21 protein-coding genes, 1 tRNA gene and 1 other RNA gene are annotated in these 20,313 nt (G+C 65.5%); 7 read left to right on the top strand and 16 right to left on the bottom strand.

Annotated elements, in window-relative coordinates; all coding sequences use genetic code 11:
- The first annotated feature begins 2 nt into the window (after positions 1–2).
- Positions 3–290, top strand: a complete 288-nt coding sequence (locus M4578_RS17655) for a DUF1330 domain-containing protein (RefSeq protein ID WP_258094616.1) — start codon at positions 3–5, stop codon at positions 288–290.
- 213 nt (positions 291–503) lie between these two features.
- Here the strand turns inward: M4578_RS17655 and M4578_RS17650 are convergent.
- A tRNA-Leu gene (locus M4578_RS17650) sits at positions 504–590 on the bottom strand.
- Between the two features lie 222 nt (positions 591–812).
- On the opposite strand from M4578_RS17650, the gene lipA reads away from it, so the two are divergent.
- On the top strand, positions 813–1,763 hold the full coding sequence (gene lipA / locus M4578_RS17645; RefSeq protein WP_258094730.1) for a lipoyl synthase: 951 nt from the start codon (positions 813–815) through the stop codon (positions 1,761–1,763).
- 110 nt (positions 1,764–1,873) lie between these two features.
- On the opposite strand, the gene M4578_RS17640 is transcribed toward lipA, so the two are convergent.
- From M4578_RS17640 to ssrA, 8 genes are all read right to left on the bottom strand, one after another.
- Positions 1,874–2,101, bottom strand: coding sequence for a ribbon-helix-helix domain-containing protein (locus tag M4578_RS17640; RefSeq protein ID WP_258094615.1), 228 nt, complete (start codon positions 2,099–2,101; stop codon positions 1,874–1,876).
- Entirely contained in the window at positions 2,098–2,274 is a 177-nt protein-coding gene (locus M4578_RS17635) for a DUF4169 family protein (protein WP_258094614.1), read from the bottom strand. The genes M4578_RS17640 and M4578_RS17635 overlap by 4 nt, the downstream gene beginning before the upstream one ends.
- A 439-nt stretch (positions 2,275–2,713) precedes the next feature.
- Complete coding sequence (gene fumC, locus M4578_RS17630) at positions 2,714–4,108, bottom strand: class II fumarate hydratase (protein ID WP_258094613.1); 1,395 nt, start codon at positions 4,106–4,108, stop codon at positions 2,714–2,716.
- A gap of 102 nt (positions 4,109–4,210) precedes the next feature.
- The gene (locus M4578_RS17625) at positions 4,211–4,825 is read right to left on the bottom strand and encodes a class I SAM-dependent methyltransferase (protein ID WP_258094612.1); all 615 of its coding nucleotides are present in this window, start codon (positions 4,823–4,825) and stop codon (positions 4,211–4,213) included.
- Positions 4,826–4,837: 12 nt separating this feature from the next.
- Positions 4,838–5,305, bottom strand: coding sequence for an SspB family protein (locus tag M4578_RS17620; protein WP_258094611.1), 468 nt, complete (start codon positions 5,303–5,305; stop codon positions 4,838–4,840).
- A 97-nt stretch (positions 5,306–5,402) separates the two neighbouring features.
- Entirely contained in the window at positions 5,403–6,644 is a 1,242-nt protein-coding gene (chrA, locus tag M4578_RS17615) for a chromate efflux transporter (protein WP_258094610.1), read from the bottom strand.
- 49 nt (positions 6,645–6,693) lie between these two features.
- On the bottom strand, positions 6,694–7,350 hold the full coding sequence (locus M4578_RS17610) for a DUF1194 domain-containing protein (RefSeq protein ID WP_258094609.1): 657 nt from the start codon (positions 7,348–7,350) through the stop codon (positions 6,694–6,696).
- Positions 7,351–7,405: 55 nt separating this feature from the next.
- Positions 7,406–7,759, bottom strand: a transfer-messenger RNA (tmRNA) gene (gene ssrA / locus M4578_RS17605).
- Between the two features lie 236 nt (positions 7,760–7,995).
- On the opposite strand from ssrA, the gene purM reads away from it, so the two are divergent.
- Positions 7,996–9,042, top strand: coding sequence for a phosphoribosylformylglycinamidine cyclo-ligase (gene purM / locus M4578_RS17600; RefSeq protein WP_258094608.1), 1,047 nt, complete (start codon positions 7,996–7,998; stop codon positions 9,040–9,042).
- Positions 9,039–9,635, top strand: coding sequence for a phosphoribosylglycinamide formyltransferase (gene purN, locus M4578_RS17595; protein ID WP_258094607.1), 597 nt, complete (start codon positions 9,039–9,041; stop codon positions 9,633–9,635). Before purM ends, purN begins: the two co-directional genes overlap by 4 nt.
- Here purN and M4578_RS17590 read toward each other — a convergent pair.
- Positions 9,626–9,817, bottom strand: coding sequence for a hypothetical protein (locus tag M4578_RS17590; RefSeq protein WP_258094606.1), 192 nt, complete (start codon positions 9,815–9,817; stop codon positions 9,626–9,628). The two genes, purN and M4578_RS17590, sit on opposite strands and share 10 nt — an antisense overlap.
- A 236-nt stretch (positions 9,818–10,053) precedes the next feature.
- Between M4578_RS17590 and rnd the strand changes: the two genes are divergently transcribed.
- Complete coding sequence (rnd, locus tag M4578_RS17585) at positions 10,054–11,211, top strand: ribonuclease D (protein WP_258094605.1); 1,158 nt, start codon at positions 10,054–10,056, stop codon at positions 11,209–11,211.
- 166 nt (positions 11,212–11,377) lie between these two features.
- Here rnd and M4578_RS17580 read toward each other — a convergent pair whose 3' ends face one another.
- Entirely contained in the window at positions 11,378–11,887 is a 510-nt protein-coding gene (locus M4578_RS17580; RefSeq protein ID WP_258094604.1) for a hypothetical protein, read from the bottom strand.
- A gap of 131 nt (positions 11,888–12,018) precedes the next feature.
- Here M4578_RS17580 and M4578_RS17575 point away from each other — a divergent pair, with 131 nt between their 5' ends.
- A complete protein-coding gene (locus tag M4578_RS17575; RefSeq protein ID WP_258094603.1) occupies positions 12,019–12,426 on the top strand; it encodes a SufE family protein in 408 nt (135 codons plus the stop codon).
- 207 nt (positions 12,427–12,633) lie between these two features.
- On the opposite strand, the gene M4578_RS17570 is transcribed toward M4578_RS17575, so the two are convergent.
- The 3 genes from M4578_RS17570 to M4578_RS17560 form a co-directional block, all read right to left on the bottom strand.
- Complete coding sequence (locus M4578_RS17570; protein WP_258094602.1) at positions 12,634–15,543, bottom strand: hypothetical protein; 2,910 nt, start codon at positions 15,541–15,543, stop codon at positions 12,634–12,636.
- A 488-nt stretch (positions 15,544–16,031) separates the two neighbouring features.
- Positions 16,032–16,469, bottom strand: coding sequence for a DMT family transporter (locus M4578_RS17565; protein WP_258094601.1), 438 nt, complete (start codon positions 16,467–16,469; stop codon positions 16,032–16,034).
- Positions 16,466–16,984: a GNAT family N-acetyltransferase gene (locus M4578_RS17560; RefSeq protein ID WP_258094600.1), complete on the bottom strand. Its 519-nt coding sequence runs from the start codon at positions 16,982–16,984 to the stop codon at positions 16,466–16,468. Before M4578_RS17560 ends, M4578_RS17565 begins: the two co-directional genes overlap by 4 nt.
- Positions 16,985–17,039: 55 nt before the next feature.
- Here M4578_RS17560 and M4578_RS17555 point away from each other — a divergent pair, with 55 nt between their 5' ends.
- The gene (locus tag M4578_RS17555) at positions 17,040–17,594 is read left to right on the top strand and encodes a helix-turn-helix domain-containing protein (protein ID WP_258094599.1); all 555 of its coding nucleotides are present in this window, start codon (positions 17,040–17,042) and stop codon (positions 17,592–17,594) included.
- 262 nt (positions 17,595–17,856) lie between these two features.
- On the opposite strand, the gene M4578_RS17550 is transcribed toward M4578_RS17555, so the two are convergent.
- Together M4578_RS17550 and M4578_RS17545 are read right to left on the bottom strand one after the other, a co-directional pair.
- Complete coding sequence (locus M4578_RS17550) at positions 17,857–19,773, bottom strand: hypothetical protein (protein ID WP_258094598.1); 1,917 nt, start codon at positions 19,771–19,773, stop codon at positions 17,857–17,859.
- Between the two features lie 102 nt (positions 19,774–19,875).
- The gene (locus M4578_RS17545) at positions 19,876–20,301 is read right to left on the bottom strand and encodes a universal stress protein (protein ID WP_258094597.1); all 426 of its coding nucleotides are present in this window, start codon (positions 20,299–20,301) and stop codon (positions 19,876–19,878) included.
- Between the last annotated feature and the right edge of the window lie 12 nt (positions 20,302–20,313).

Below are 20,313 nucleotides of genomic sequence, written 5' to 3'. Positions count from 1 at the left end.
GAATGCCGGCACTCTGGATTGCCCATGTGACCGTGACCGACGAGGAGGCCTATGGCAAATACGCCAGGCTCGCCGGTCCCGCCATCGCCAAGCACGGCGGGACATTCATCGCACGCGGCGGGCGCTATGTGCAGCTCGAAGGCACCGACCGGCCGCGCAATGTGGTGGCGAAGTTCGACAGCGTCGAGGCGGCCGAGGCCTGCTATCACTCGCCCGAATACCAAGAGGCGCTGAGCCATGCGCGCGGTGCCTCCGAGCGCGAGCTGCTGATCGTCGAGACCTCGGAATAAGTCCGGTCCGACCGGACTGTCGCAATGCAAAGGCGGGCCATGGTGCCCGCCTTTTCTCTGTCCGGAGATGGGTATTGCAGAGGCGATCTCTTCTGGCCTCAGCGGAGGGAGAGAGGTGCCGGAATGACGCCCGGTCGCGGTGCAGGTGACAGACGGGGCCTCAAACCGAACCCGGACTCACTTATCGTGTTCTGAACGGCGCCCCGGCCGGATTGGTGCGGGCGGTGGGGCTCGAACCCACACTTCCTTTCGGAAACCGGATTTTGAATCCGGCGCGTCTACCGGTTCCGCCACGCCCGCAACGCCGGTCTGCGCTTCGATCTATCCAAGGGCGCGGGCCCCGTCCAGTGCGAATTGCCCCGGGCCCTCTCACGCCCTATGTAGCACGGGAAGGCGATGGTGCAGGGGGCACTCGTTACCCGTTGGGGATACGCCGCTGAACAACGGCTGGCTGTACTGGTACGCTCCCCTGCAGTGTTGTATGTTAAAAGGCGAACTCCAAGTCATCGCGGGGAAAAAATGGTGCGAGACCTCAAGATCCCGACCCAGCGTCATCCGGAAAAGGCGCATCGCAAGGACAACCCTCAGCCCAAGAAACCGGACTGGATCCGGGTGAAGGCGCCGACCGGAAAGGGCTATCAGGAAACCCACCGGATCATGCGCGAACACAAGCTCGTGACGGTCTGCGAAGAGGCGGGCTGTCCCAACGCGGGCGAATGCTGGAACCAGGGTCACGCCACCATGATGATCATGGGCGACATCTGCACGCGCGGCTGTTCCTTCTGCAACATCGCCACCGGACGCCCCGATGCGCTCGACGTGTTCGAGCCGGGCCGGGTCGCCGATGCGGTGCAGAAGCTGGGGCTGAACCATGTGGTGATCACCAGCGTCGATCGCGATGATCTCGCCGATGGCGGGGCCGAGCATTTCGCCCAGACCATCCGCGCGATCCGTCACCGCGCGCCGGCCACCACCATCGAAATCCTGACGCCGGATTTCCTGAAATGCGCCCCCGAGGTGCTGGAGGTGGTGGTCGCCGCCAAGCCGGATGTGTTCAACCACAATCTCGAGACCGTGCCGGGGCTTTACCCCGAGGTGCGGCCCGGCGCGCGCTATTTCCATTCGCTGCGGCTCTTGCAGCGGGTGAAGGAGCTCGACCCGTCTATTTTCACCAAATCCGGCATCATGGTCGGGCTCGGCGAGGACCGCCAGTCGGTCACCCAGGTGATGGACGATATGCGCGCCGCCGATGTGGATTTCCTGACCATCGGGCAATATCTCCAGCCGACGCCCAAGCACCACGCGGTCGACCGCTTCGTGACGCCCGAGGAATTCGCCTCTTACGAAAAGACCGCCTTCGGCAAGGGCTTCCTGATGGTCTCGGCGACCCCGCTCACCCGCTCGAGCTATCACGCGGGCGACGATTTCGCCCGGCTGCGCGCGGCGCGCGAAAAGAAACTGGCAGGCGCGTAATCGCCCCATCCCTGCCTTTCATCTTTCCGCAAAATACTCCCGCCGGAGGCATCCGTCCTTGCCTCCGGCGCGCGCCCGGGCAAGGGCGCATGCACCGGACAGGGGTCCGCTCAACGCCCGGCGCGGGCCTTGACGTATTTCAGCACATAGACCCGGATCGCCGAGGCCAGCCCGGCCTCGAGCCCGCGGGTCTCGTCAATCTCGGCGGCCAGCGCGTTGAGCGCCTTGCCCTCGGCGCGTGCGATGGCGCGGAACTCGTTCCAGAAAGCCTCTTCCAGCGACACCGACGTGCGGTGCCCGCGCAGGCTGAGCGAGTGTTTGACCGGCCGTCCGGTCATTCGTCGCGCCTGTGACCGTCCAACTCGCGCGCGGCCTTTTCGGCCCGCGCCTTGTCGAGCGCCTTCTGATCCTTGCTGCGCCCGTGCTGGACGGCGTTCGCGTCGGCCTTTGCCCGTTTGTCGGCCCGGGCGCGGGCTTTTCTGGTTTGATTCAGATTGATGATCTTGCCCATGGCGGCAAATCTAGCCCGCCCGCCCGGTTTCGCAACGGTTGATTTTCCGCACCCGTCCCGGCCGGCTGCCGGGCCCCGCCGCCACTGGGGGACGGTCGGCGACGGGGCGCTCGGCGTCGGGACGGTTCCGTGAGTGGCTCGCTGTCCCGCCGGATCGCGCGGGGCGCGCGCCGGGATCGGATGCCGCGCCCCGTCCATCCGGCGCGCAGCCGGCGGGGCTGTCACGGTTGGGAACAGAGGGCCGCCGCGGGGCCGGGCCGAAGCTCCGGAACGCAGCATCCAAAGGGTGGTACGTCGCGGAGCGGGATTTCCGCCGCGCGGATCGAAAAAATTTTTCAATTTTTTTGCGTTGGCCTGGATCGCGGGCGCAACTGCAAAAAGAGCGGCCCGTTTCCGGACCGCTCTATCTATGTCACACGCCGCTTTCGCGCGGTGCGGATCAGTCCTTGGGGCCGATCATCTGTTCCGGACGCACCACCTTGTCGAAGGTTTCCTCATCGACAAAGCCAAGCGCGATGGCCTCTTCGCGCAACGTGGTGCCGTTCTTATGCGCGGTCTTGGCGACCTTGGTGGCGTTGTCGTAGCCGATGGTCGGTGCCAGCGCCGTCACCAGCATCAGCGATTCCTTCATCAGCTTCTCGATCCGCGCTTCGTTGGCCTGGATGCCCACCACCATATTGTCGGTGAAGGCCGAGGCGCTGTCGCCCAGAAGCTGCATGCTCTGCAGCACGTTGTAGCTCATCATCGGGTTGTAGACGTTGAGCTCGAAATGACCCTGCGACCCGGCCATGCCCACGGCGGCATCGTTGCCCATGACATGGGCGCAGACCATGGTCAGCGCCTCCGCCTGGGTCGGGTTCACCTTGCCGGGCATGATGGACGAACCCGGCTCATTCTCGGGCAGGATCAGCTCGCCCAGACCCGAGCGCGGGCCCGAACCCAGCAGGCGGATGTCGTTGGCGATCTTGAAGAGCGACGCCGCCACGGTTTTCAGCGCGCCCGAGAACATCACCATGGCGTCATGCGCCGCCAGCGCCTCGAACTTGTTCGGTGCGGTGACGAAGGGCAGGCCGGTGATTTCGGCCATATTCGCGGCCACGGCCTCGCCCCAGCCCTTCCTGGTGTTGAGCCCGGTGCCCACGGCGGTGCCGCCCTGTGCCAGCTCGTAGATGTCGGGCAGGCAGGCCTCGACGCGCTGGATGCCCTTGCGCACCTGATGCGCATAGCCCGAGAATTCCTGGCCCAGCGTCAGCGGCGTGGCGTCCTGGGTATGGGTCCGGCCGATCTTGATGATGTCCTTGAACTCGTCCGACTTCGCCTCAAGCGCGGCCAGCAGCTTTTTCAGCCCCGGCAGCAGCACATCGCGCGCCTGCATGGCGATGCCCACATGCATGGCGGTGGGGAAGGTGTCGTTCGAGGACTGGCCCATATTGCAGTGGTCGTTCGGGTGGACCGGCTTTTTCGAGCCCATCTCGCCGCCCAGCATCTCGATGGCGCGGTTCGAGATCACCTCGTTGGCGTTCATGTTCGACTGGGTGCCCGACCCGGTCTGCCAAACCACCAGCGGGAAGTTGTCGTCGAACTTGCCCTCGATCACTTCGGAGGCGGCGGCGATGATCGCATCGGCGATCTGGGCCTCCATCGCGCCATTGGCCTTGTTGGCCATGGCGCAGGCCTTTTTCACCACGCCGAGCGCGCGGATGATCGGTACCGGCTGCTTCTCCCAGCCGATGGGGAAGTTCATGATCGAGCGCTGCGTCTGCGCGCCCCAGTACTTGTCGGCGGGAACCTCGAGCGGGCCGAAGCTGTCGGTTTCGGTGCGGGTCTGGGTCACGGGAACCTCCTTTGAACGCGGGTCGCGCCATGTCTTACTCCACGTTACGGGAAAGGCAAGGCTGCATACCTTGGGATACCGGTAACATGGGGCGGCGGGGGCTCAGCCGTGCAGGCGGTGCAGCGTCAGGACCTGCGCGGGGGGGAGATTGCCCCAAACCACGTTGCGGCGCCGGGCCGTCAGCTTCAGCGCCTGCATCAGCCGCGCCGAGACCGGGACGCTGGGGCCGTAGGTGTACTGGATGAAGGGCGCCCCCGGGGCGAGTTGGCGGAAGGCCGCCCGCAGGATGCGCGCCTGAAGCGGTGCCGGGAAGGACAGCAGCGGCAGGCCCGAGACCACCGCGCGCAGCGGCGGCAGGCCGAGATCGCAGAGCGTCTGCGCGCCGCAGTGATGCACCGCGAGCTCGGGAAAGCGCTGGCGCAGCAGCGAGACGAATTCGTCGTTGATCTCGACCAGATGCAGATCCTCGGGTGCAACGCCATGGCCAAGGATGCGGCGGGTGATCTTGCCGGTGCCGGGGCCAAGCTCGACCACCGGGCCGGGCCCCTCGGGGATCTGCGCGGCCATGGCGGCGGCAAGACGGTCAGAGGCGGGGACCAGCGCCGAAACCGATTGCGGCCGGCGCAGCGCCTGGCCCACAAAAAGCGACAGATCGCTGTCGGGGCGCAGGCCGGCTGTCAGCCGCAGCGCGCGGCGTGTCGTTTCGGAAAGACCCACCGGCGGCCCGCGTCAGGACTTGCGGAAGGAGTCGAGGCGGACCACCTCGGCGTCGCGCGGCGTCTCGCTCTCGCCGGGCCCGTCCGGATCGTCCTCGGGCGGCGTCGGGTCGTCCTCGTCCTCGTCGTCATGGGTTTCGAAGCGCAGACCGAACTCGACCGACGGATCCACGAAGGTCTTGATCGCGTCATAGGGAATATAAAGCCGCTCGGGCGCCTCGCCGAAGCTGAGCGTCACGGCGAATCCCTCGGAGTTCACCTCGAGATCGTCGAAGCGGTGTTGTAACACCACGGTCATCTCGCCCGGGTAGCGGTCCGAGAGCCAGTCGGCGATTTCGACATCCGGGTGCTGGGTGTCGAAGGTGATGAAGAAGTGATGTTCGCCGGGAAGGCCGTGCTGCTGCACGCCGGTCAGAACGTCGTGAATCAGGCCGCGCATGGCGCGATGCATGAGATTTCCGTAGTCGATGCCGCCGGACATGGCACAAATCCTTGTGTCGGTGCTGCCACCATATTCGATTTGACGCCAAGGAAAAGACTCTGAGATGGGAAAAATGCAGCTTCTCGGCGGGCGGTGTTCAACCCAGCAGCCAGCCCGCGAGCGCCGTCAGCCCCAGGGTCAGCGGCACCGACCGTTTCAACCCGATCAGCAGCAGCGCCGCCAGTGCAACCAGCAGCAGAGCCTCGATCCGGAGACTGTCGGTAACCGGCAGCATTGCGGTCAGCGGCGCCGGCGCTGCGCGGGTTTCGGCAAAGAGCACATGCAGCGCGAACCACAGCGACAGGTTGGCGATCACGCCCAGGACGGCGGCGGTGACCGCGCCGAGCGCGCCTTGCAGACGAGGCCGCGCCAGCAGCCGCTCGAGATGCGGGGCAAAGGCGAAGATCCACAGGAAGCAGGGCAGGAAGGTCATCCACAGCGTCAGCGCCGAAGCCGCCAGCGCCAGCGGCCAGCCGCCGGCGGCCTGGCCGATGATCTGGCCGGTGAATTGGGTGACCAGGATCAGCGGGCCGGGCGTGGTCTCGGCCAGCCCCAGCGCATCGACCATCTGCTCGGCGGTGAGCCAGCCGCGGATCTGCACCACCTCCTGCGCCATCCAGGCCAGCACCGCATAGGCGCCGCCGAACGAGACCACCGCGAGCTTGGCGAAGAACAGCCCCAGATCGAAAAGCAGATCCTGCCCGGCGAGAAGGAGCACGGGCAGCGGCAGCAGCCAGAGCGCCGCCCAGAGCGCGATGCGCGGCAGGGCCGGCGCCTGTCCGGCGGTGGGCGCGGCGGTGCTGGCGGTGGCCCCGGGATCGGTCGCGGCCCAGCCGTAGAGCGCCGCCAGCGCCACCACGAGCGGGAAGGGGGCGCCGAAGAGGAACAGCGCGGCAAAGGCGAGCGCGGCGGTGGCCAGCGCGGCATGGCCGGTCAGGGCTTTCTTCCAAAGCCGCACCAGCGCCTGAACCACGATGACGATCACCGTCGCCTTGACCCCCAGCATCAGCGCCTCGGTCTGCGGGCGGGCGCCATAGCTGGCGTAAAGCGCCGCCAGCGCCGCGATCACCAGCGCGCCGGGCAGCACGAAAAGCGTGCCGGCCAGCAGCCCTCCGGCGGTGCCGCGCAGCCGCCAGCCGGCATAGGTGGCAAGCTGCATCGCCTCGGGGCCGGGCAGCAGCATGCAGAAGCTCAGCGCCGAGAGAAACTGCTTCTCGCTCAGCCAGCCGCGTTCCTCGACCAGCACCCGGTGCATGAGCGCGATTTGTGCGGCGGGACCGCCGAAACTCAGAAGACCGATGCGGCCGAAATCGCGGAAGAGCTGGGAAAAACTTGGCATGGCCGGGGTTTGACCGGGCTCTGTAACGGCGTGATGACGCCGGCCCGGCTCAGCCCGTGACACGCGAGATTTCCCGCAGCATCTTGCGCCGCAGGGTCTCGGCGAAACTCTGGTGCCCGCGTGCGGTCATCACAAAGCCGTCGCGGGTGATCAGCGCGCGGTGGTAGAAATTGGTGATGGCGAGCCCGCGCCCCGGCGCCTCGATGGCGAGCCCGTTCACGGTGATGCCCGCGCGTTCGGCGCGCTGCCGCGCGGCGCCGGTGGGGCCGCCCGAATTGGGCGTGCCGTCGCCGGACACGTCGATGATCCGGCGCTTGCAATCGGGCGCTGAGGCGAAGCGGTCGATGGCGCCGTGCAGCGCCGAGGCGGGCGCGGTGTCCGACAGCACGAAGGCGCGCGGCATCTCCCGCGCGCGGGCCGCCAGTTGCGCCACGTCTTCGGGCCGGGTCATCTGGACCCAGCCGATGGCGGTCTGCTGCCGGTCCTCGCCGGCCCATTGCATGACGGAAAGCGCCACCCGGTCCTGCACCAGAATCGCCGCGATCTCCGGATCCTCCAATGCCTGCGCCAACCCGTGGGCCTGGAGGCGGTATTCGGCGGAATCGACTGAGTTCGACACATCCATGGCCAGCAGCAATGCGGTCTCGCAGGCCCGCGCGGGCAGGGCGGCGCAGAGGGTGAGGCAAAGGCAGAGGATGTGCAGCATGGCGCGATGCTGGCAGGGTGTCGCGCGCCGGTCAATTGCGCTGATGGGGGGAGGAAGTGCAGGCTTCTGTTGCCAGGTGCCTGCGAACCCCGCCTTACGCGGCTAGGCGCAAGGGCTTAGATTTCGGTCTATCGCACCGCATTAAGCGGCGAGAGCAACCGGAGCATGATTGTCGTTGGCAATTATGCAATTTGCACCGATAACGGTGGTGGCTCACCGGGACAAAGCTAACCCCTTTAGACGTTCGTCGATCCTGTTTCGGCCCCATGCTCCCCCCAACGAGGGGTGTTATGGTGGAGCCGCCGGGTACCGCCCCCGGGTCCGATCCGCTTATTACGAGCGCGTTTATGTCCATAGTTCCCGAGGGAACGGTGGAAATATAGGCAGGACGCGCGCGGAATCAAAGGGGGGATCGTCATGCGTCGCGCAGAATTTCCGGCCCGAGGCACGGGCGGGATGCTCGGGACGCCTCCGGCGGGCGTATTTTGCCAAGAGAAGAAGGGCAGGGCGCGGCGCTTAAGACCTGTCTGCGTCTTCTTCTCTTTCCAAATACGCCTCTTCGGGGGCGCCCTCTCCGCATGGCATGACGCTTTCCTTCGGGGCGCCCATGCGCTAAAGCCGCGCGCAAGAAACCCGGAGGGCGGCATGAGCGACGGCAAGAACGGCATCACCTATGCGGATGCGGGCGTGGATATCGACGCGGGCAACGCGCTGGTCGACCGCATCAAACCCGCGGCGAAACGCACCAGTCGCGCGGGCACCGTCTCGGGGCTGGGCGGGTTCGGCGCGCTCTTCGATCTCAAGGCCGCCGGCTACAGCGATCCGGTGCTGGTGGCGGCGACCGACGGGGTCGGCACCAAGCTGCGCATCGCCATCGACACCGGCCATGTGGACGGGGTGGGCATCGACCTGGTCGCCATGTGCGTCAACGATCTCGTGTGCCAGGGCGCCGAGCCGCTGTTCTTTCTGGATTATTTCGCCACCGGCAAGCTCGACACCGAGAGCGCCGCGCGGGTGATCGAGGGCATCGCCGAGGGCTGCGTGCGCTCGGGCTGCGCGCTGATCGGCGGCGAGACCGCCGAGATGCCGGGCATGTATCCGGCGGGCGATTTCGACCTCGCGGGTTTTGCCGTGGGCGCCATGGAGCGCGGCAGCGAGCTGCCCGCCGGCGTGGCCGAAGGCGATGTGCTGCTGGGGCTGGCCTCGGACGGGGTGCATTCCAACGGCTACAGCCTCGTGCGCAAGCTGGTCGAGGTCTCGGGGCTGGGCTGGGAGGCGGAGTGCCCCTGGGCCGAGGGCTCGCTGGGTGAGGTGCTGCTGACCCCGACGCGGCTTTATGTGAAACAGGCGCTGGCGGCGGTGCGGGCGGGCGGCGTGCATGCGCTGGCGCATATCACCGGCGGCGGGCTGACCGAGAACCTGCCGCGCGTGCTGCCCGAGGGCATGGGCGCCGCCATCGACCTTGGCGCCTGGGAGCTGCCCCCGGTGTTCAAATGGATGGCCGAGACCGGCGGCATGGCGCAGGCCGAGATGCTCAAGACCTTCAACTGCGGCATCGGCATGGTGCTGGCGGTGGACGCGGCGCAGGCCGAGGCGCTGACCGCGCTGCTGCGCGGCGAGGGCGAGACCGTCTATACGCTGGGCACAGTGACCGGCACGCCGGGCATGGCCTATGAGGGCGCGCTCCTTTGAAACGGGTCGCCATCTTCATCTCGGGCGGTGGTTCGAACATGGTGAAGCTGGTCGAGAGCATGACCGGCGATCATCCGGCCCGCCCCGTGCTGGTGCTGTCGAACAACGCCGGTGCCGGCGGTCTGGCGAAGGCCGCCGAGATGGGCGTGCCCACGGCGGTGGTCGATCACCGGCCCTTCAAGGGCGACCGCGAGGCGTTTCAGGCGGCGCTTCAGGCGGAGCTGGAAAAGGCCGCGCCGGATATCCTTTGCCTTGCGGGGTTCATGCGGGTGCTGACCGCGAGCTTTGTGCAGAACTGGCAGGGGCGGATGCTGAACATCCACCCCTCGCTTTTGCCGAAATACCGCGGCCTGCACACCCATGCCCGCGCGCTCGAGGCGGGCGACGCGGAACATGGCTGCACCGTGCACGAGGTCACGCCGGAGCTGGACGAAGGCCCGATTCTGGGGCAGGCCACCGTGCCGGTACTGCCGGGCGACACGCCCGACGCGCTCGCGGCACGGGTGCTGGAGCAGGAGCACCGCCTCTATCCGGCGGTGCTGCGGCGCTTTGCCGGGGGCAATCGCGAGATACTGCGGCTCGCTCAGGGCTGAACCGTGTAAGACGCGGAATTGCCGCGCCAGCTTTCGGGCGCGAGCTGCGACTCGGGCGCGACGAGCGCCGGCAGGCCCATGATCAGAAGCAGCAGGGCGGCGGCGGCCCAGGCCGGCCAGGCGGGATGGGTGCGCCGCGCGAGCGCGCGGGCAGGGGCGTGGTGCAGGTCGAGAATCGTCATGGCAGAAGCTCCGGGAAACAGGGGATCGTCTTGCCCGACGGATATAGGGACCGTGGTTGCATGATGAAAATGAATGTTTGTTCTGGCGTGCATCATGATTTGGAATGGTTTGCGGCGTGCTCCCCGTGCCGCACCGCGCGGCGAGGCCTGTGCTTTCCTTAGCGATTGCTTTGCTCTATCCTGCCTGCGGGTGTAGGAGGGCGTGCAGAAAAGAAAGAAGAGCGGCCGGGGCCCATATGAAAACACTGACCACGACGGAAGAGCTTGCCGCGTTCTGCGCAACGGCGGCGGATATGCCCTATATTACGGTCGATACCGAATTCCTGCGCGAACGCACCTATTATTCCAAGCTCTGTCTGATCCAGCTTGCCATGCCGGGCAAGGGCGACGACACCGCTGTGCTGGTCGATCCGCTGGCGGAGGGGCTGTCGCTCGATCCGCTGCTGGAGCTGTTCCGCAACACCGACGTGGTCAAGGTGTTCCACGCGGCGCGGCAGGATCTGGAGATCTTCTTCATCGACCACGGGGTGATCCCCGATCCGCTCTTCGACACGCAGGTCGCGGCGATGGTCTGCGGCTTTGGCGAGCAGGTGGGGTACGAAACGCTGGTCAAGCGCATCGCGCGGGCCTCGCTGGACAAGTCGTCGCGCTTTACCGACTGGTCGCGGCGCCCGCTGACCGATGCCCAGAAGAAATACGCGCTTGCCGATGTGACCCATCTGCGGATGATCTACGACTATCTCTCCGAGGAGCTGGCGCGCACGGAGCGTGCCCACTGGGTCGCCGAGGAGCTGGCGGTGCTCACCGATCCCGAGACCTATATCACCCGTCCCGACGACGCCTGGCAGCGGGTCAAGACCCGCTCGTCGAGCCCGCGTTTCCTGGCCATCGTGCGCGCGCTTGCGGCGTTCCGCGAGGATTATGCGCAATCCCGCAACATCCCGCGCAACCGGGTGTTCAAGGACGACGCGCTGACCGAGCTGGCCTCGACCAAGCCGGTGACGATGGAGGATCTGGGCCGCTCGCGGCTGCTGCTGCGCGAGGCGCGCAAGGGGGCCATCGCCGAGGGTATTCTCGCGGCGATCCAGGCCGGGATGGAGTGCCCCAAGGAGGCGCTGCCCAAGCCCGATACCTCGCGCGATCAGTTGCAGGTGAACCCGGCGCTGGCCGATCTGCTGCGGGTGCTGCTCAAGGCCAAGACCGAGCGCTCGGGCGTGGCGTCGCGGCTCATTGCCCCGGCGGCGGATCTGGATGCCATCGCGGCGGGAATGCGCGATGTGAAGGCGCTTACCGGCTGGCGGCGCGAGGTCTTTGGCGCAGACGCGCTGCGGCTCTGCGACGGCGAGATCGGGCTCGGTGTGAAGGGCAACGAGGTCGAGGTCATCGAGATCTGAGGATGCCTGAGCGAAGGCGCTTCGCCTCGGAAGGGGAGGGTCTGTCTCGCCCTGCGGCGGGCGGGGCCCGACCCGACCGGCAGGGTGCCTAAGCTGCGTGCGGCAACGGTCTCAGGCCGCCATGCGGGCGGCCTTGTAAAGGTCTTTGTCTTTTTGGTGGAGCGGCTCAGCGCCGCGAGGCGCGGGCGTTGGTGCGGCCGGCGACGCGGATCTCGCGGATCCCGGCCAGTTCCTGTTCGGTGAGCCACAGCGCCGCAGTGACCATCCGGGCGCGTTCCCCGGTGTTGCGCGGCCCGGCCGATTGCAGCGCCTTCAGCGTATAGGCGAGCGTGTTGTCGTCGCTGACATCCTCGTCCTTGATCAGACGCACCTCGAAGGGGCCGGCGCGGTCGGCGACGCCGGTGACGCGGATGATCGCGCCGCCGGGGCGGCGCTCGATCAGCAGCTCGCTGACGGTCTCGACCGGGTGGCCGGCATAGCCGGCCTCCTTGGCGCGGAAGACCGACGCGCGGCGCTTGGGAATCAGCGGGTTGTTGGCGCCGGTGGCCGCGGGATCGACCGCAACGGATTCGCTGCCGCCGAACCAGTTGAACGGGTTCAGCCGCGACTCGCGCACGCTGCCACAGCTCGTCAGAACGACCCCCGCGACGATTAGGACCGAGAGAGATTTGAACATGGCGCACTGCCCCTTGCCTGCCTGCCATAAGGGGTTATCGCATTGTGTCAGGCTTGAAAAGCATCCCGTTTCGGGGGCTGGACCTTTCCGCCGCGCCTGCCTACCTCTGGGACCGGAAGCAGGAGGTGCACATGGCACAGGCAGCGTTCGAAGAGGTGGTGGAGGATTTCGAGTTCCTCGAGGACTGGGAAGACCGCTACCGCATGGTGATCGAGATGGGCAAGGCGATGGACCCTTTGCCCGAGGCGCTGAAGGTGCCCGCCACCAAGGTCGAGGGCTGCGCCAGCCAGGTCTGGCTGCACCCGGCGGTCGAGGACGGGCGGTTTCACTTCCAGGGCGACAGCGACGCGATGATCGTGCGCGGCCTGATCGCGGTGCTGCACCGGCTTTATGACGGGCTGCCCTTGGGCGAGGTGGCAAAGCTCGACGCCCGCGCCGAGCTGGGCCGTCTGGGGCTGAACGATCATCTCTCGGCGCAGCGCTCGAACGGGCTGCGGGCGATGGTGGAGCGGATCCGGGATTACGCCGCCGCCGCGTGATCGTGCGCGGCGGGCTGACAGCGATTTCATGGCAGACAGGCGGCCCGCCTCTGTGGCGGCGCGCCTCCCGCATGGCCGGAATCTGGCTCCGCAGTCGGCGTTCACGTCTTGCTTCTTCAGGTGAGAATTAGGGCGTAACTCTTTCCAGCGTGAACGAAAAAGGGCGGCGATGATCGCCGCCCTTCGAGGGGTTTATAGGGCCGGAGCTCAGGCGAATACGAACTGATCGACGCTGTATTCGTATGCGGTGCCGACCAGCAGACCGGCGCTTTCGAAGGCGAGGCCCGTCGCGTTTTCGGCGATATGTCCAAGCTCGTCATCGAAGGTCCAGTCCTCCTTGGCGACGAAATAGCCCGTCGCCACGACCGTGTCGTCCAGCATGTCATAGAGCCGCAGATTCGCCGGGTCCGTGCCGCGCGCACTGGCGAGGATTGCCGAGACGATCGGGTCCGGCCCGACCTCGGAGGCGAATTCGAAGGCGGTCGGCTGGTCGGTCACGGTGGTGCCGGTCTCGAAGGCCTGGGCCGCGATCCCGCCCCAGTCGATCACGCCGTCCGCAGCGGCGGGGTCGAGCGCGGCCCAGCCGATGATCTCGCTCATATGCAGCCCGTCGGTCATCGATTCGGCTTCCTGGATCGAATAGGTGAAGCCGGTCTCGGTGATGGTGCCTACACGGGCGATCTCCCATTGCGGGCCGTTGGCGGTCTGGACCTGCAAGAGCAGCACCGGCACCTGGTCGAAGGCAACGTCGAAGTTCACCTGATGGAAGGTGTTCGTCGCGCCGCCGCGGAATTCCGTGGTGCCGACCTGAAGCAAGCTGCCGTCGCCCAGTTCCCACACGCCTTCCTCGAAGGCCATGAGCGAGACGCTTTCGGCCACATGCAGCCCGTCATAACCGTCGGGCTCTTGTAGATAGAAGGTCGCGCCGGTGGCGGTGATCTCGGTGAACTCCACGGTCACCGCATCCGGCCCGTTGAGGGTGGTGGGCGTTGCGAAGACCACCGGATTGTCGAAGGACGCCCCCTGGAAGGCAGCCGTTTTCTCGTGGTGGTTCACCGCGGCGATCTGCTGGACAGAGCCGATGGTCTCGTCGGTGTTGGGCTCGTACTCGATCACAAGCTGGATGTTGTAGAGCTCGGAGGCGTCCTGACGGTCGCCCTTCACATAGACGGCGGTGTCGAAGAAGTTCTGGTCGAGCGCCACGCCGTTCGGCGTCACCGCCGACAGGATCAGCCCGGCCGGCACCGCGTCGCCGGCGTTGAACGTGCCGTTCACCTGCGACCAGCCCGCGTCGATCAGCCCGTCATTATCGACGTCCAGCGTGGAGGGGTCGATGGTCATCCAGCCCATGCTGTTGGAGAAGGGCGAAACCCCCTCCCAGTCGAGCAGGTTGATCGTGGTGGTGATCAGTTCGCCGGTGTCGTATTTGATGTTTTCCGAGGTGTAGGGCGGTTCGCTGTTCGGGGTCAGCGGGATCTCGAGCCCGGGCAGATCCTGACCGAATTTGTTCGGCGTCAGGCGCCAGCGCGGCCCCGAGACCAGCGATTCCTCGTCGAAACCGGCCAGTGCCGCATCTTCTGCGGTACGGAAGCTCACGAAGACATTGGCATAGGGATCGTCCGGATAGAGATCATAGGACCATTCGAACGGTTCGCGGTCGGTGCTGGTGTACCAAGCGGGGGTGAACCCGTCGGCAAGATCCTCGGTGGTGAAGCTGAGACCGGCCGCCGCGTTCAGCGCTGCCAGCGACATATCGCGCAGCACCGTGCCGATGGGCGTGCCGGAGGCATCCTCGTTCCGGTACCCCACAAGCGTGCCATCCGGCTGGTAGACCGCCGTTCCGCCGACCACGGTCATGTCGATATGGCCCTGATCGTCGAGAATGAAGTAGCTCGGCAGCGCTTCGCCGGTGCCGTCATAGCTATCGACCGGCGACACCCAGAGCGTGTTCGACGGGTTGTCGGGGTCGGTGACCACGTAATAGGAGGGCAGGCGCCCGATCGCGGCCTCGTTCTCGTAATCCTCGGGGCGGATCTGGTCGTTCGGGTTGTTGGTGATCGTGTGGGTCACGATCAGCTCGGCCCGGGTCACCGTGTACCCGCCGGAGCCGTCCTCGAGAATGTCGGCGATGCCGTTGTTGTTGCTATCGACGGTCCATTCGCTGGGCAGCTCGATATTGACCTCCATGCGGATGTCGTTCGGGCGCTTCACACCTTCGCCCCAGCGATAGAGCAGCTTGCCGTCGTCCTTCAGAGTGACCGAATAATCCTGCCCGTAGGCGATGTTATAGGTGACGCTGGATTCGTTCGGCTCGAGCAGATCGGTCAGATCGGCCTTGCCGCCATAGCCGTTCAGGAAGCTGTCGACGATGTCGAGCGTGCCGTCATTGCCGAGGTCCACGGCGCCGACGACATAGTCTTCCGCCACCCCGTCGCCATTGGCGTCATAAGAGACGGTGGTCTTGGTGAGCCGGTAGACATCGTTGACGCCGTCGCGGTCGAAGTCGATGTCCGACCGGACCGCATTCAGCGCCGGGTTCACGACGTCGATGGCGTTTTGCAGCGCCTGGAGCAGCTCGCTCACGTAGAGCTCGTTCAGCGGGCCGTCCTCGAACACGTTCGGATCGTCGGTCGGACGCTGGTCGCGCAGCTTGAGGTCGTCGTCGAGCGCGCCGAGCGCGTTGGGATCACCCGGATAGGCCTGATCCGACAGCACCGAGGCCATCACCGAGTAATGTTCGCTCGATGCCTTGACGGTGTTGCCGCCCAGCCCCACGGACCAGGTGCCGAACGGCGCGCCGGACAGGAACAGATCGGTTTCGGCGTTGCGGACGGAAATCCCGTCAACCACATCGTCCCCGTCATAGATATTGCCGGCGTAGCCTTCGCCATAATCGCCGTCGAGCACCTTGGTCTCGGCGCCGATGAAATCGGACACGTAATATCCGAACTCGCTGTCGATGCCGTAGAGGATCTCTCCGGGCTTCGAGATGTAAGGGGGCACGACCGTCCCAGCAGTGTCGAGCATGCTGGGAAGGTCCGGATATTGCAGGCCGCTAAACGTCGCGGTCAAATCGTCTACCGAAAACACATGCGTAGTCGAACTGTAGGTCGTCATGGTGGTAATCTCCTGGTTCCTCCCCGGGTGACCTCGCTGTTTTCACATTCGAGGTCTCCGATCTGAAGATGGCCCGAGGTCACATTCCGAAGCAATGATTTAAATCATGTTCAACCTTTCTTTAATATTATTGTGCATCGGCGGGATCCTGCCGTCTGTCGTTGCGTGCCGCTGGCGGCAATCTCGAAGAGGTGAGGGTTACTTTGTAACTTATTGTAAAAAATATAATTTTTTATAAGTCATCTCGGGTGGGAGGGGCCCCGTAATCTGACTGATTTCGGTGGGATCCGGCGGGTGTCCGCGGCGCGCTGTGTCAATTTTTCCATCCTGCTCACGAAAACAAAACGCGCGCGTGATCGGGGCTGGGTTCGTCTCTTAGCATGGGCCGCGCGCGGTATGGGCGATCATGGCGCAGAGCCCGCTCTGCGTGCGTGCTCTGCGAATCGAATCGCGCAGTGCGTGTAATTTCCGCGCGGCGGCCGTCCGTTCTAGGCTTTTGCGCCAAAGACCAGCGCGGTGCCCGCCACCAGCAGCGCCAGCCCCAGAAGCTGCGCCGGGGTGATGGCACTCCCGCGCCAGAGGTCGAATCCCACTCCGGCGGTGACCTGTGCGGCGATCAGCGCCGAGATCGTCAACGTCGCCCCCAGGCTCGCATAGCCCGTCAGGCTTGCGAATACGAAGAAGGTCCCGAGCAGCCCCGGCAGCAGGAACATCCAGAGCCGCCCCTGGGCGAGCCGGGCAAAGGCTTCGATGCCGTCCGAGGTCAGCGCCACTGCTGTCAGCACCACAAGACCCACCGCCGAGTTGAGCCAGAGCGCCACCCAGACCGAGCCCGAGACCGCGCGGGCCTCGAGCATCAGCGCGTTCTGCAACACCAGGGCGGCGCCGGCGGCGGCGAGCAGCGCCAGAATCGCGGCGGCGGTCATGGCCGCGCGTCCGGGGCGGGGCGCGCGTCCAGCCGGCGTTGAAGGAAGGTGAGGTCGAGCCAGCGGCCGAATTTCGCGCCGACCTCGCGCATCTCGCCGGTCACCTCGAACCCGTGACGCCTGTGCAGCCGGATCGACGCGGCATTGCCGCTTTCGATCCCGGCGACCATGACATGTTTGCCCAGATCCCGCGCGCGCTCGACCAGCGCCGGCAGCAGGAGCGAGGCGATGCCGCGTCCGCGACTCTCGGCGCGCACATAGATCGAATGTTCCACCGTGTGGCGGTAGCCCTCCCAGTCGCGCCAGTTGCCGAAGCTCGCATAGGCCAGCACCTCGCCACCGTCGCGCGCCACCAGCACCGGATAGCCCTGGGCGATGCGATCGCGCCACCAGGCATGGCGGTTCCCGAGATCGACGGGTGTCTCGTTCCAGATCGCGGCGGTGGTCAGCACCGCGTCGTTGTAGATGGCCAGAATGCCGGGCAGGTCGGCTTCGGTGGCGTCGAGAATGTCCATGGCGGAGTCCGAAGGAGCTTGGCGGGTCAAAGATTGTCTAATATATGAGACGATCATGACGGAAGGTCTAGGACAAAAAATCCGCGAGGAGCGCGATCGGCGGGGGTGGTCGCTGACCGCGCTTGCAGAGCGGTCCGGCGTGTCGCGCGCGATGATCAACCGGATCGAGCGCGGCGAGAGCAGCCCGACGGCGACGGTTCTGGGGCGGCTGTCCGGCGCCTTTGGGCTGACGATGTCCGAGCTTCTGGCGGCGCCCGCGCAGGCGGTGACGCGGCTGTCGCAGGCGGGGGACCCGGCGCGGCTCTGGCAGGATCCCGAGACCGGGTATCTGCGCGAACGCATCGCCGCGCCCATGAGCGCGGGGCAGGGGATCGACATCATCCGCGTGACCCTGCCGCCCGGTGCGCGCGTGGGCTTCCCGCCCGAGGCCTACAGCTTTCTGATGCAGTCGGTCTGGGTGCTGTCGGGGCGGTTGCTGTTCGAGGAGGGCGAGAGGTGCTGGGATCTCGGCCCCGACGACTGCCTGACTTTGGGCGCTCCGCAGCGCTGCGCCTTCGTCAATCCGGGCGCGGAGGCGTGCGTCTATGTCGTGGTGATCGCACGGGTATAGGCGGGTTTCCCCAAGCGGGAATGTTGTTCGGCTCTTGGAGCGTGGCACATTCTGGCACGTGTCATTGTAGGGTCGGGGGGACGTCGGCAGAGCTAGCCACGAAAATCCGGACCGAAGTACAGGTGATCCCGTCAGTTCTTGGTCATGCCGGAATAACCTGCATACCACTGACCTGGGAGTTGCCACTCGGAAACGAGAGGCTGCTCATGATGAGCCGGAAAAAAGAGACGGGTAGAAAAAGGCATCGTCTTGCAGCTTTGCGTCAGTTGGGGTCCGTCAGGTCGGGAAATTCGGAAGCCGGAAAGGCATAGAGATGTCCATCCTCCGCCCCCGCAATCAATGTCCCTTCGTCGTCGTCCCAGCCTTGCGCGCAATAGCTCACGCCTGGATTATGGCTGCCCAGGATCAAGGGACTCCCAGTGCGCGTTTTCAACAAGATGGCGGGATGGAGCACAAGGTCTTCCGCATCCTCCGCGACCTTCAACAGAACGATTGCCGATCCCGCTAGCTGCGGCGCTCCGAATGCTGCGGCTGAGCGATGGTCGATCGCTGCCAGAACAGAGCTGTGCTGCGAGCCAGGGCAGTCGACGCGTTGCAGTACGGATCGCCCTGCCAATCCGCCTTGCATCCCCGCAGCAACGGGAGAACCGTCGCTGAAGCGCACGCGCCGTCCGCTGTGCAGAGCGTATGGGTCTTCTCCACTCCGCTCAACAAGCCGAAGTCCATCTTCCATATGCACGAGCAGCTCGGTTGATGACCAGCGAGCGGGGCGAGATCTCCAGGTCAGACATAGCGGTGCGCCGTCAAGGGTCAGCGCGCGAGCGGCGCCGAAAAGAAGCCCATCCGGGTCGCCGGTCGAGGGGTAGAGCACGCAGCTCCCGGTTATATCGTTCACGATCAGATCCGGAGCGTGAGCCTGTGTCCAGGCAGTCGCGAGCGGATTGACATAGCCCCACCGGCGTTCATTCGGGCCCTGAATGGACCCGTTCGGCCCGGCCTGATGGCATATCTCTCCGACCGGATCTCGCACGCATTGTGATGGGCCGAGCCCAGTCTGTCGCGTGCCCGTCGCGCAGTGGATATGGCCGGTGGCATCTCCCACATAGACTCGGACACCACCATCGTGCAGTACGGCACTGGGAACGGCAAGCGTCCCGACCCGCATCGCCGTGCCAAACGCTTCGAGCCGTGTTTCCTGAACGGTCTCGTTCGAGTTACCCAGATAGGAGATGTAGCCAGTGTTTCCGGAGATCAGAAGATCTGCTGTCCCGCGCAATGGCTTGGGTGGGGAAAAGATTTGCGTGTTGAAAAAATGGTCCCGTAGCCGAATGCGTAAGGGCGCCGCCTCCGGGGGAGCGGCTGGCTCGCCGATGCTCAGAAAGTCAGTATCGCTACGCATGATCAACGTCTTTTCTCCGGAGGAGTCCTGACGGAGTGCAGCATCGACGGTAAACAGGCTGGTGGACTCTGCGATGATCTTCGGACTGCCGAAAAGGGGCCGGTCGCGGTTTTTATCGAACGGAAAGCGCAGGACCTGCATCTTTGCGGCTTGTCCACGCCAGTCGCCTCGGGAATCGAAGGGTGCGTTCATGGCGTTGTCCTGTTGCCAGGGCTGGCGACGGTCGGGCCAATAGGCATCTGGGTCGGTATTGATAGAGACAATGACCGCGCAAAGACGGCCTTCGGTGTCGTATTCCGGCGTGATCGACATAAGGCGCGCGCCCGCCAGTTGTTTTTCCAGAGAGCCGTTTTGGCAGGGAACATCGTCGGGCAGCGCATGAAAGACCGGGCAGTCTCTATTGCCGGCGTTTCGGTGGCGGTGAATCCAACCGATGCTGCGCCCGGACTGCCGGCTGCGTGGTCCTGGATTTCGCGGAGAATAGCTCAGTAGATCGAAACTGCCATCAGGCTGCGGGGCGGGAAAAACGAAGTGCCCGTTGATTCCATGCAAACGGGTGGGGGGAAAGTAGACGGGTTTGTCGGGTCCGCTTTTCTGCAAGTCTTGAAGGCAAAGATACACGCCGCCTGAGAAGTACCATGGGTGTCCTGAGACCAGCACATCCCGGGCGCCCCGTCCGTACCAATCGACGAAACAGGCGCTGGATGACAGGCCAACGCCGATCGGGGCGCTTACGTCCGGGCGATGTTGCATCCGGAACGCAGAGAAATCAGGGAACATGCGCTTGGTGGTCTCTCGATATGTGACTAACGCAAGGCCTTTAACGGCACGCACTACGCTTTGCACGACCTTTTGCCAGGTGTTCCGAGCTGCGCCGATGTCTCAGCGGATCACCAGCACCGATTGCGGCGCGTGGCGCACCACGCGGGCGGCGTTGGGGCCGACGAGGTAATCCTTCAGCGCCGGGCGGTTGGCGCCGACCACGATCACGTCGGCGCCGACCTTCTGCGCCATCTTGAGGATCTCGTGATAGATCGTGCCCTGCATCACATGCAGTTCGCCCAGCAGCGCCTCGGGGATCGCCTCGGCGGCCCAGCTCTTCAGCTTTTCCGCCGCCTCGGATTTGATCGCATTGGCCTGATCCGGCCCCAGATAGGAGCCGACCATCGCCATCCCCGAGCCGGGGATGACGTTGATCACATGCAGCCTGGCGCCTTCGCATTGCGCCATGCGCACCGCCGCCTCGGCCACATGGCCGGATTCCGGCAGGTCGTTCATATCGACTGCCAGCAGGATCGTCTTGAACATCGCCTGTCCTCC

This window comes from Salipiger pentaromativorans (genome assembly GCF_024721115.1).
GTDB lineage: Bacteria > Pseudomonadota > Alphaproteobacteria > Rhodobacterales > Rhodobacteraceae > Salipiger > Salipiger pentaromativorans.
Note: the sequence above shows the minus strand (reverse complement) of the source record. Positions and strands in the feature narration are given on the sequence as shown.

Coding starts and splice junctions, on each gene's coding strand:
- chrA (WP_258094610.1), bottom strand. CDS start 6,644: ATGCCAAGTTTTTCCCAGCTCTTCCGCGATTTCGGCCGCATCGGTCTT.
- M4578_RS17565 (WP_258094601.1), bottom strand. CDS start 16,469: ATGACCGCCGCCGCGATTCTGGCGCTGCTCGCCGCCGCCGGCGCCGCC.
- M4578_RS17545 (WP_258094597.1), bottom strand. CDS start 20,301: ATGTTCAAGACGATCCTGCTGGCAGTCGATATGAACGACCTGCCGGAA.
- M4578_RS17590 (WP_258094606.1), bottom strand. CDS start 9,817: ATGACGATTCTCGACCTGCACCACGCCCCTGCCCGCGCGCTCGCGCGG.
- M4578_RS17655 (WP_258094616.1), top strand. CDS start 3: ATGCCGGCACTCTGGATTGCCCATGTGACCGTGACCGACGAGGAGGCC.
- M4578_RS17635 (WP_258094614.1), bottom strand. CDS start 2,274: ATGGGCAAGATCATCAATCTGAATCAAACCAGAAAAGCCCGCGCCCGG.
- M4578_RS17570 (WP_258094602.1), bottom strand. CDS start 15,543: ATGACGACCTACAGTTCGACTACGCATGTGTTTTCGGTAGACGATTTG.
- M4578_RS17575 (WP_258094603.1), top strand. CDS start 12,019: ATGGCACAGGCAGCGTTCGAAGAGGTGGTGGAGGATTTCGAGTTCCTC.
- M4578_RS17560 (WP_258094600.1), bottom strand. CDS start 16,984: ATGGACATTCTCGACGCCACCGAAGCCGACCTGCCCGGCATTCTGGCC.
- M4578_RS17580 (WP_258094604.1), bottom strand. CDS start 11,887: ATGTTCAAATCTCTCTCGGTCCTAATCGTCGCGGGGGTCGTTCTGACG.
- M4578_RS17550 (WP_258094598.1), bottom strand. CDS start 19,773: ATGTTCCCTGATTTCTCTGCGTTCCGGATGCAACATCGCCCGGACGTA.
- M4578_RS17640 (WP_258094615.1), bottom strand. CDS start 2,101: ATGACCGGACGGCCGGTCAAACACTCGCTCAGCCTGCGCGGGCACCGC.
- rnd (WP_258094605.1), top strand. CDS start 10,054: ATGAAAACACTGACCACGACGGAAGAGCTTGCCGCGTTCTGCGCAACG.
- M4578_RS17555 (WP_258094599.1), top strand. CDS start 17,040: ATGACGGAAGGTCTAGGACAAAAAATCCGCGAGGAGCGCGATCGGCGG.
- M4578_RS17620 (WP_258094611.1), bottom strand. CDS start 5,305: ATGTCCGGCGGCATCGACTACGGAAATCTCATGCATCGCGCCATGCGC.
- M4578_RS17610 (WP_258094609.1), bottom strand. CDS start 7,350: ATGCTGCACATCCTCTGCCTTTGCCTCACCCTCTGCGCCGCCCTGCCC.
- purM (WP_258094608.1), top strand. CDS start 7,996: ATGAGCGACGGCAAGAACGGCATCACCTATGCGGATGCGGGCGTGGAT.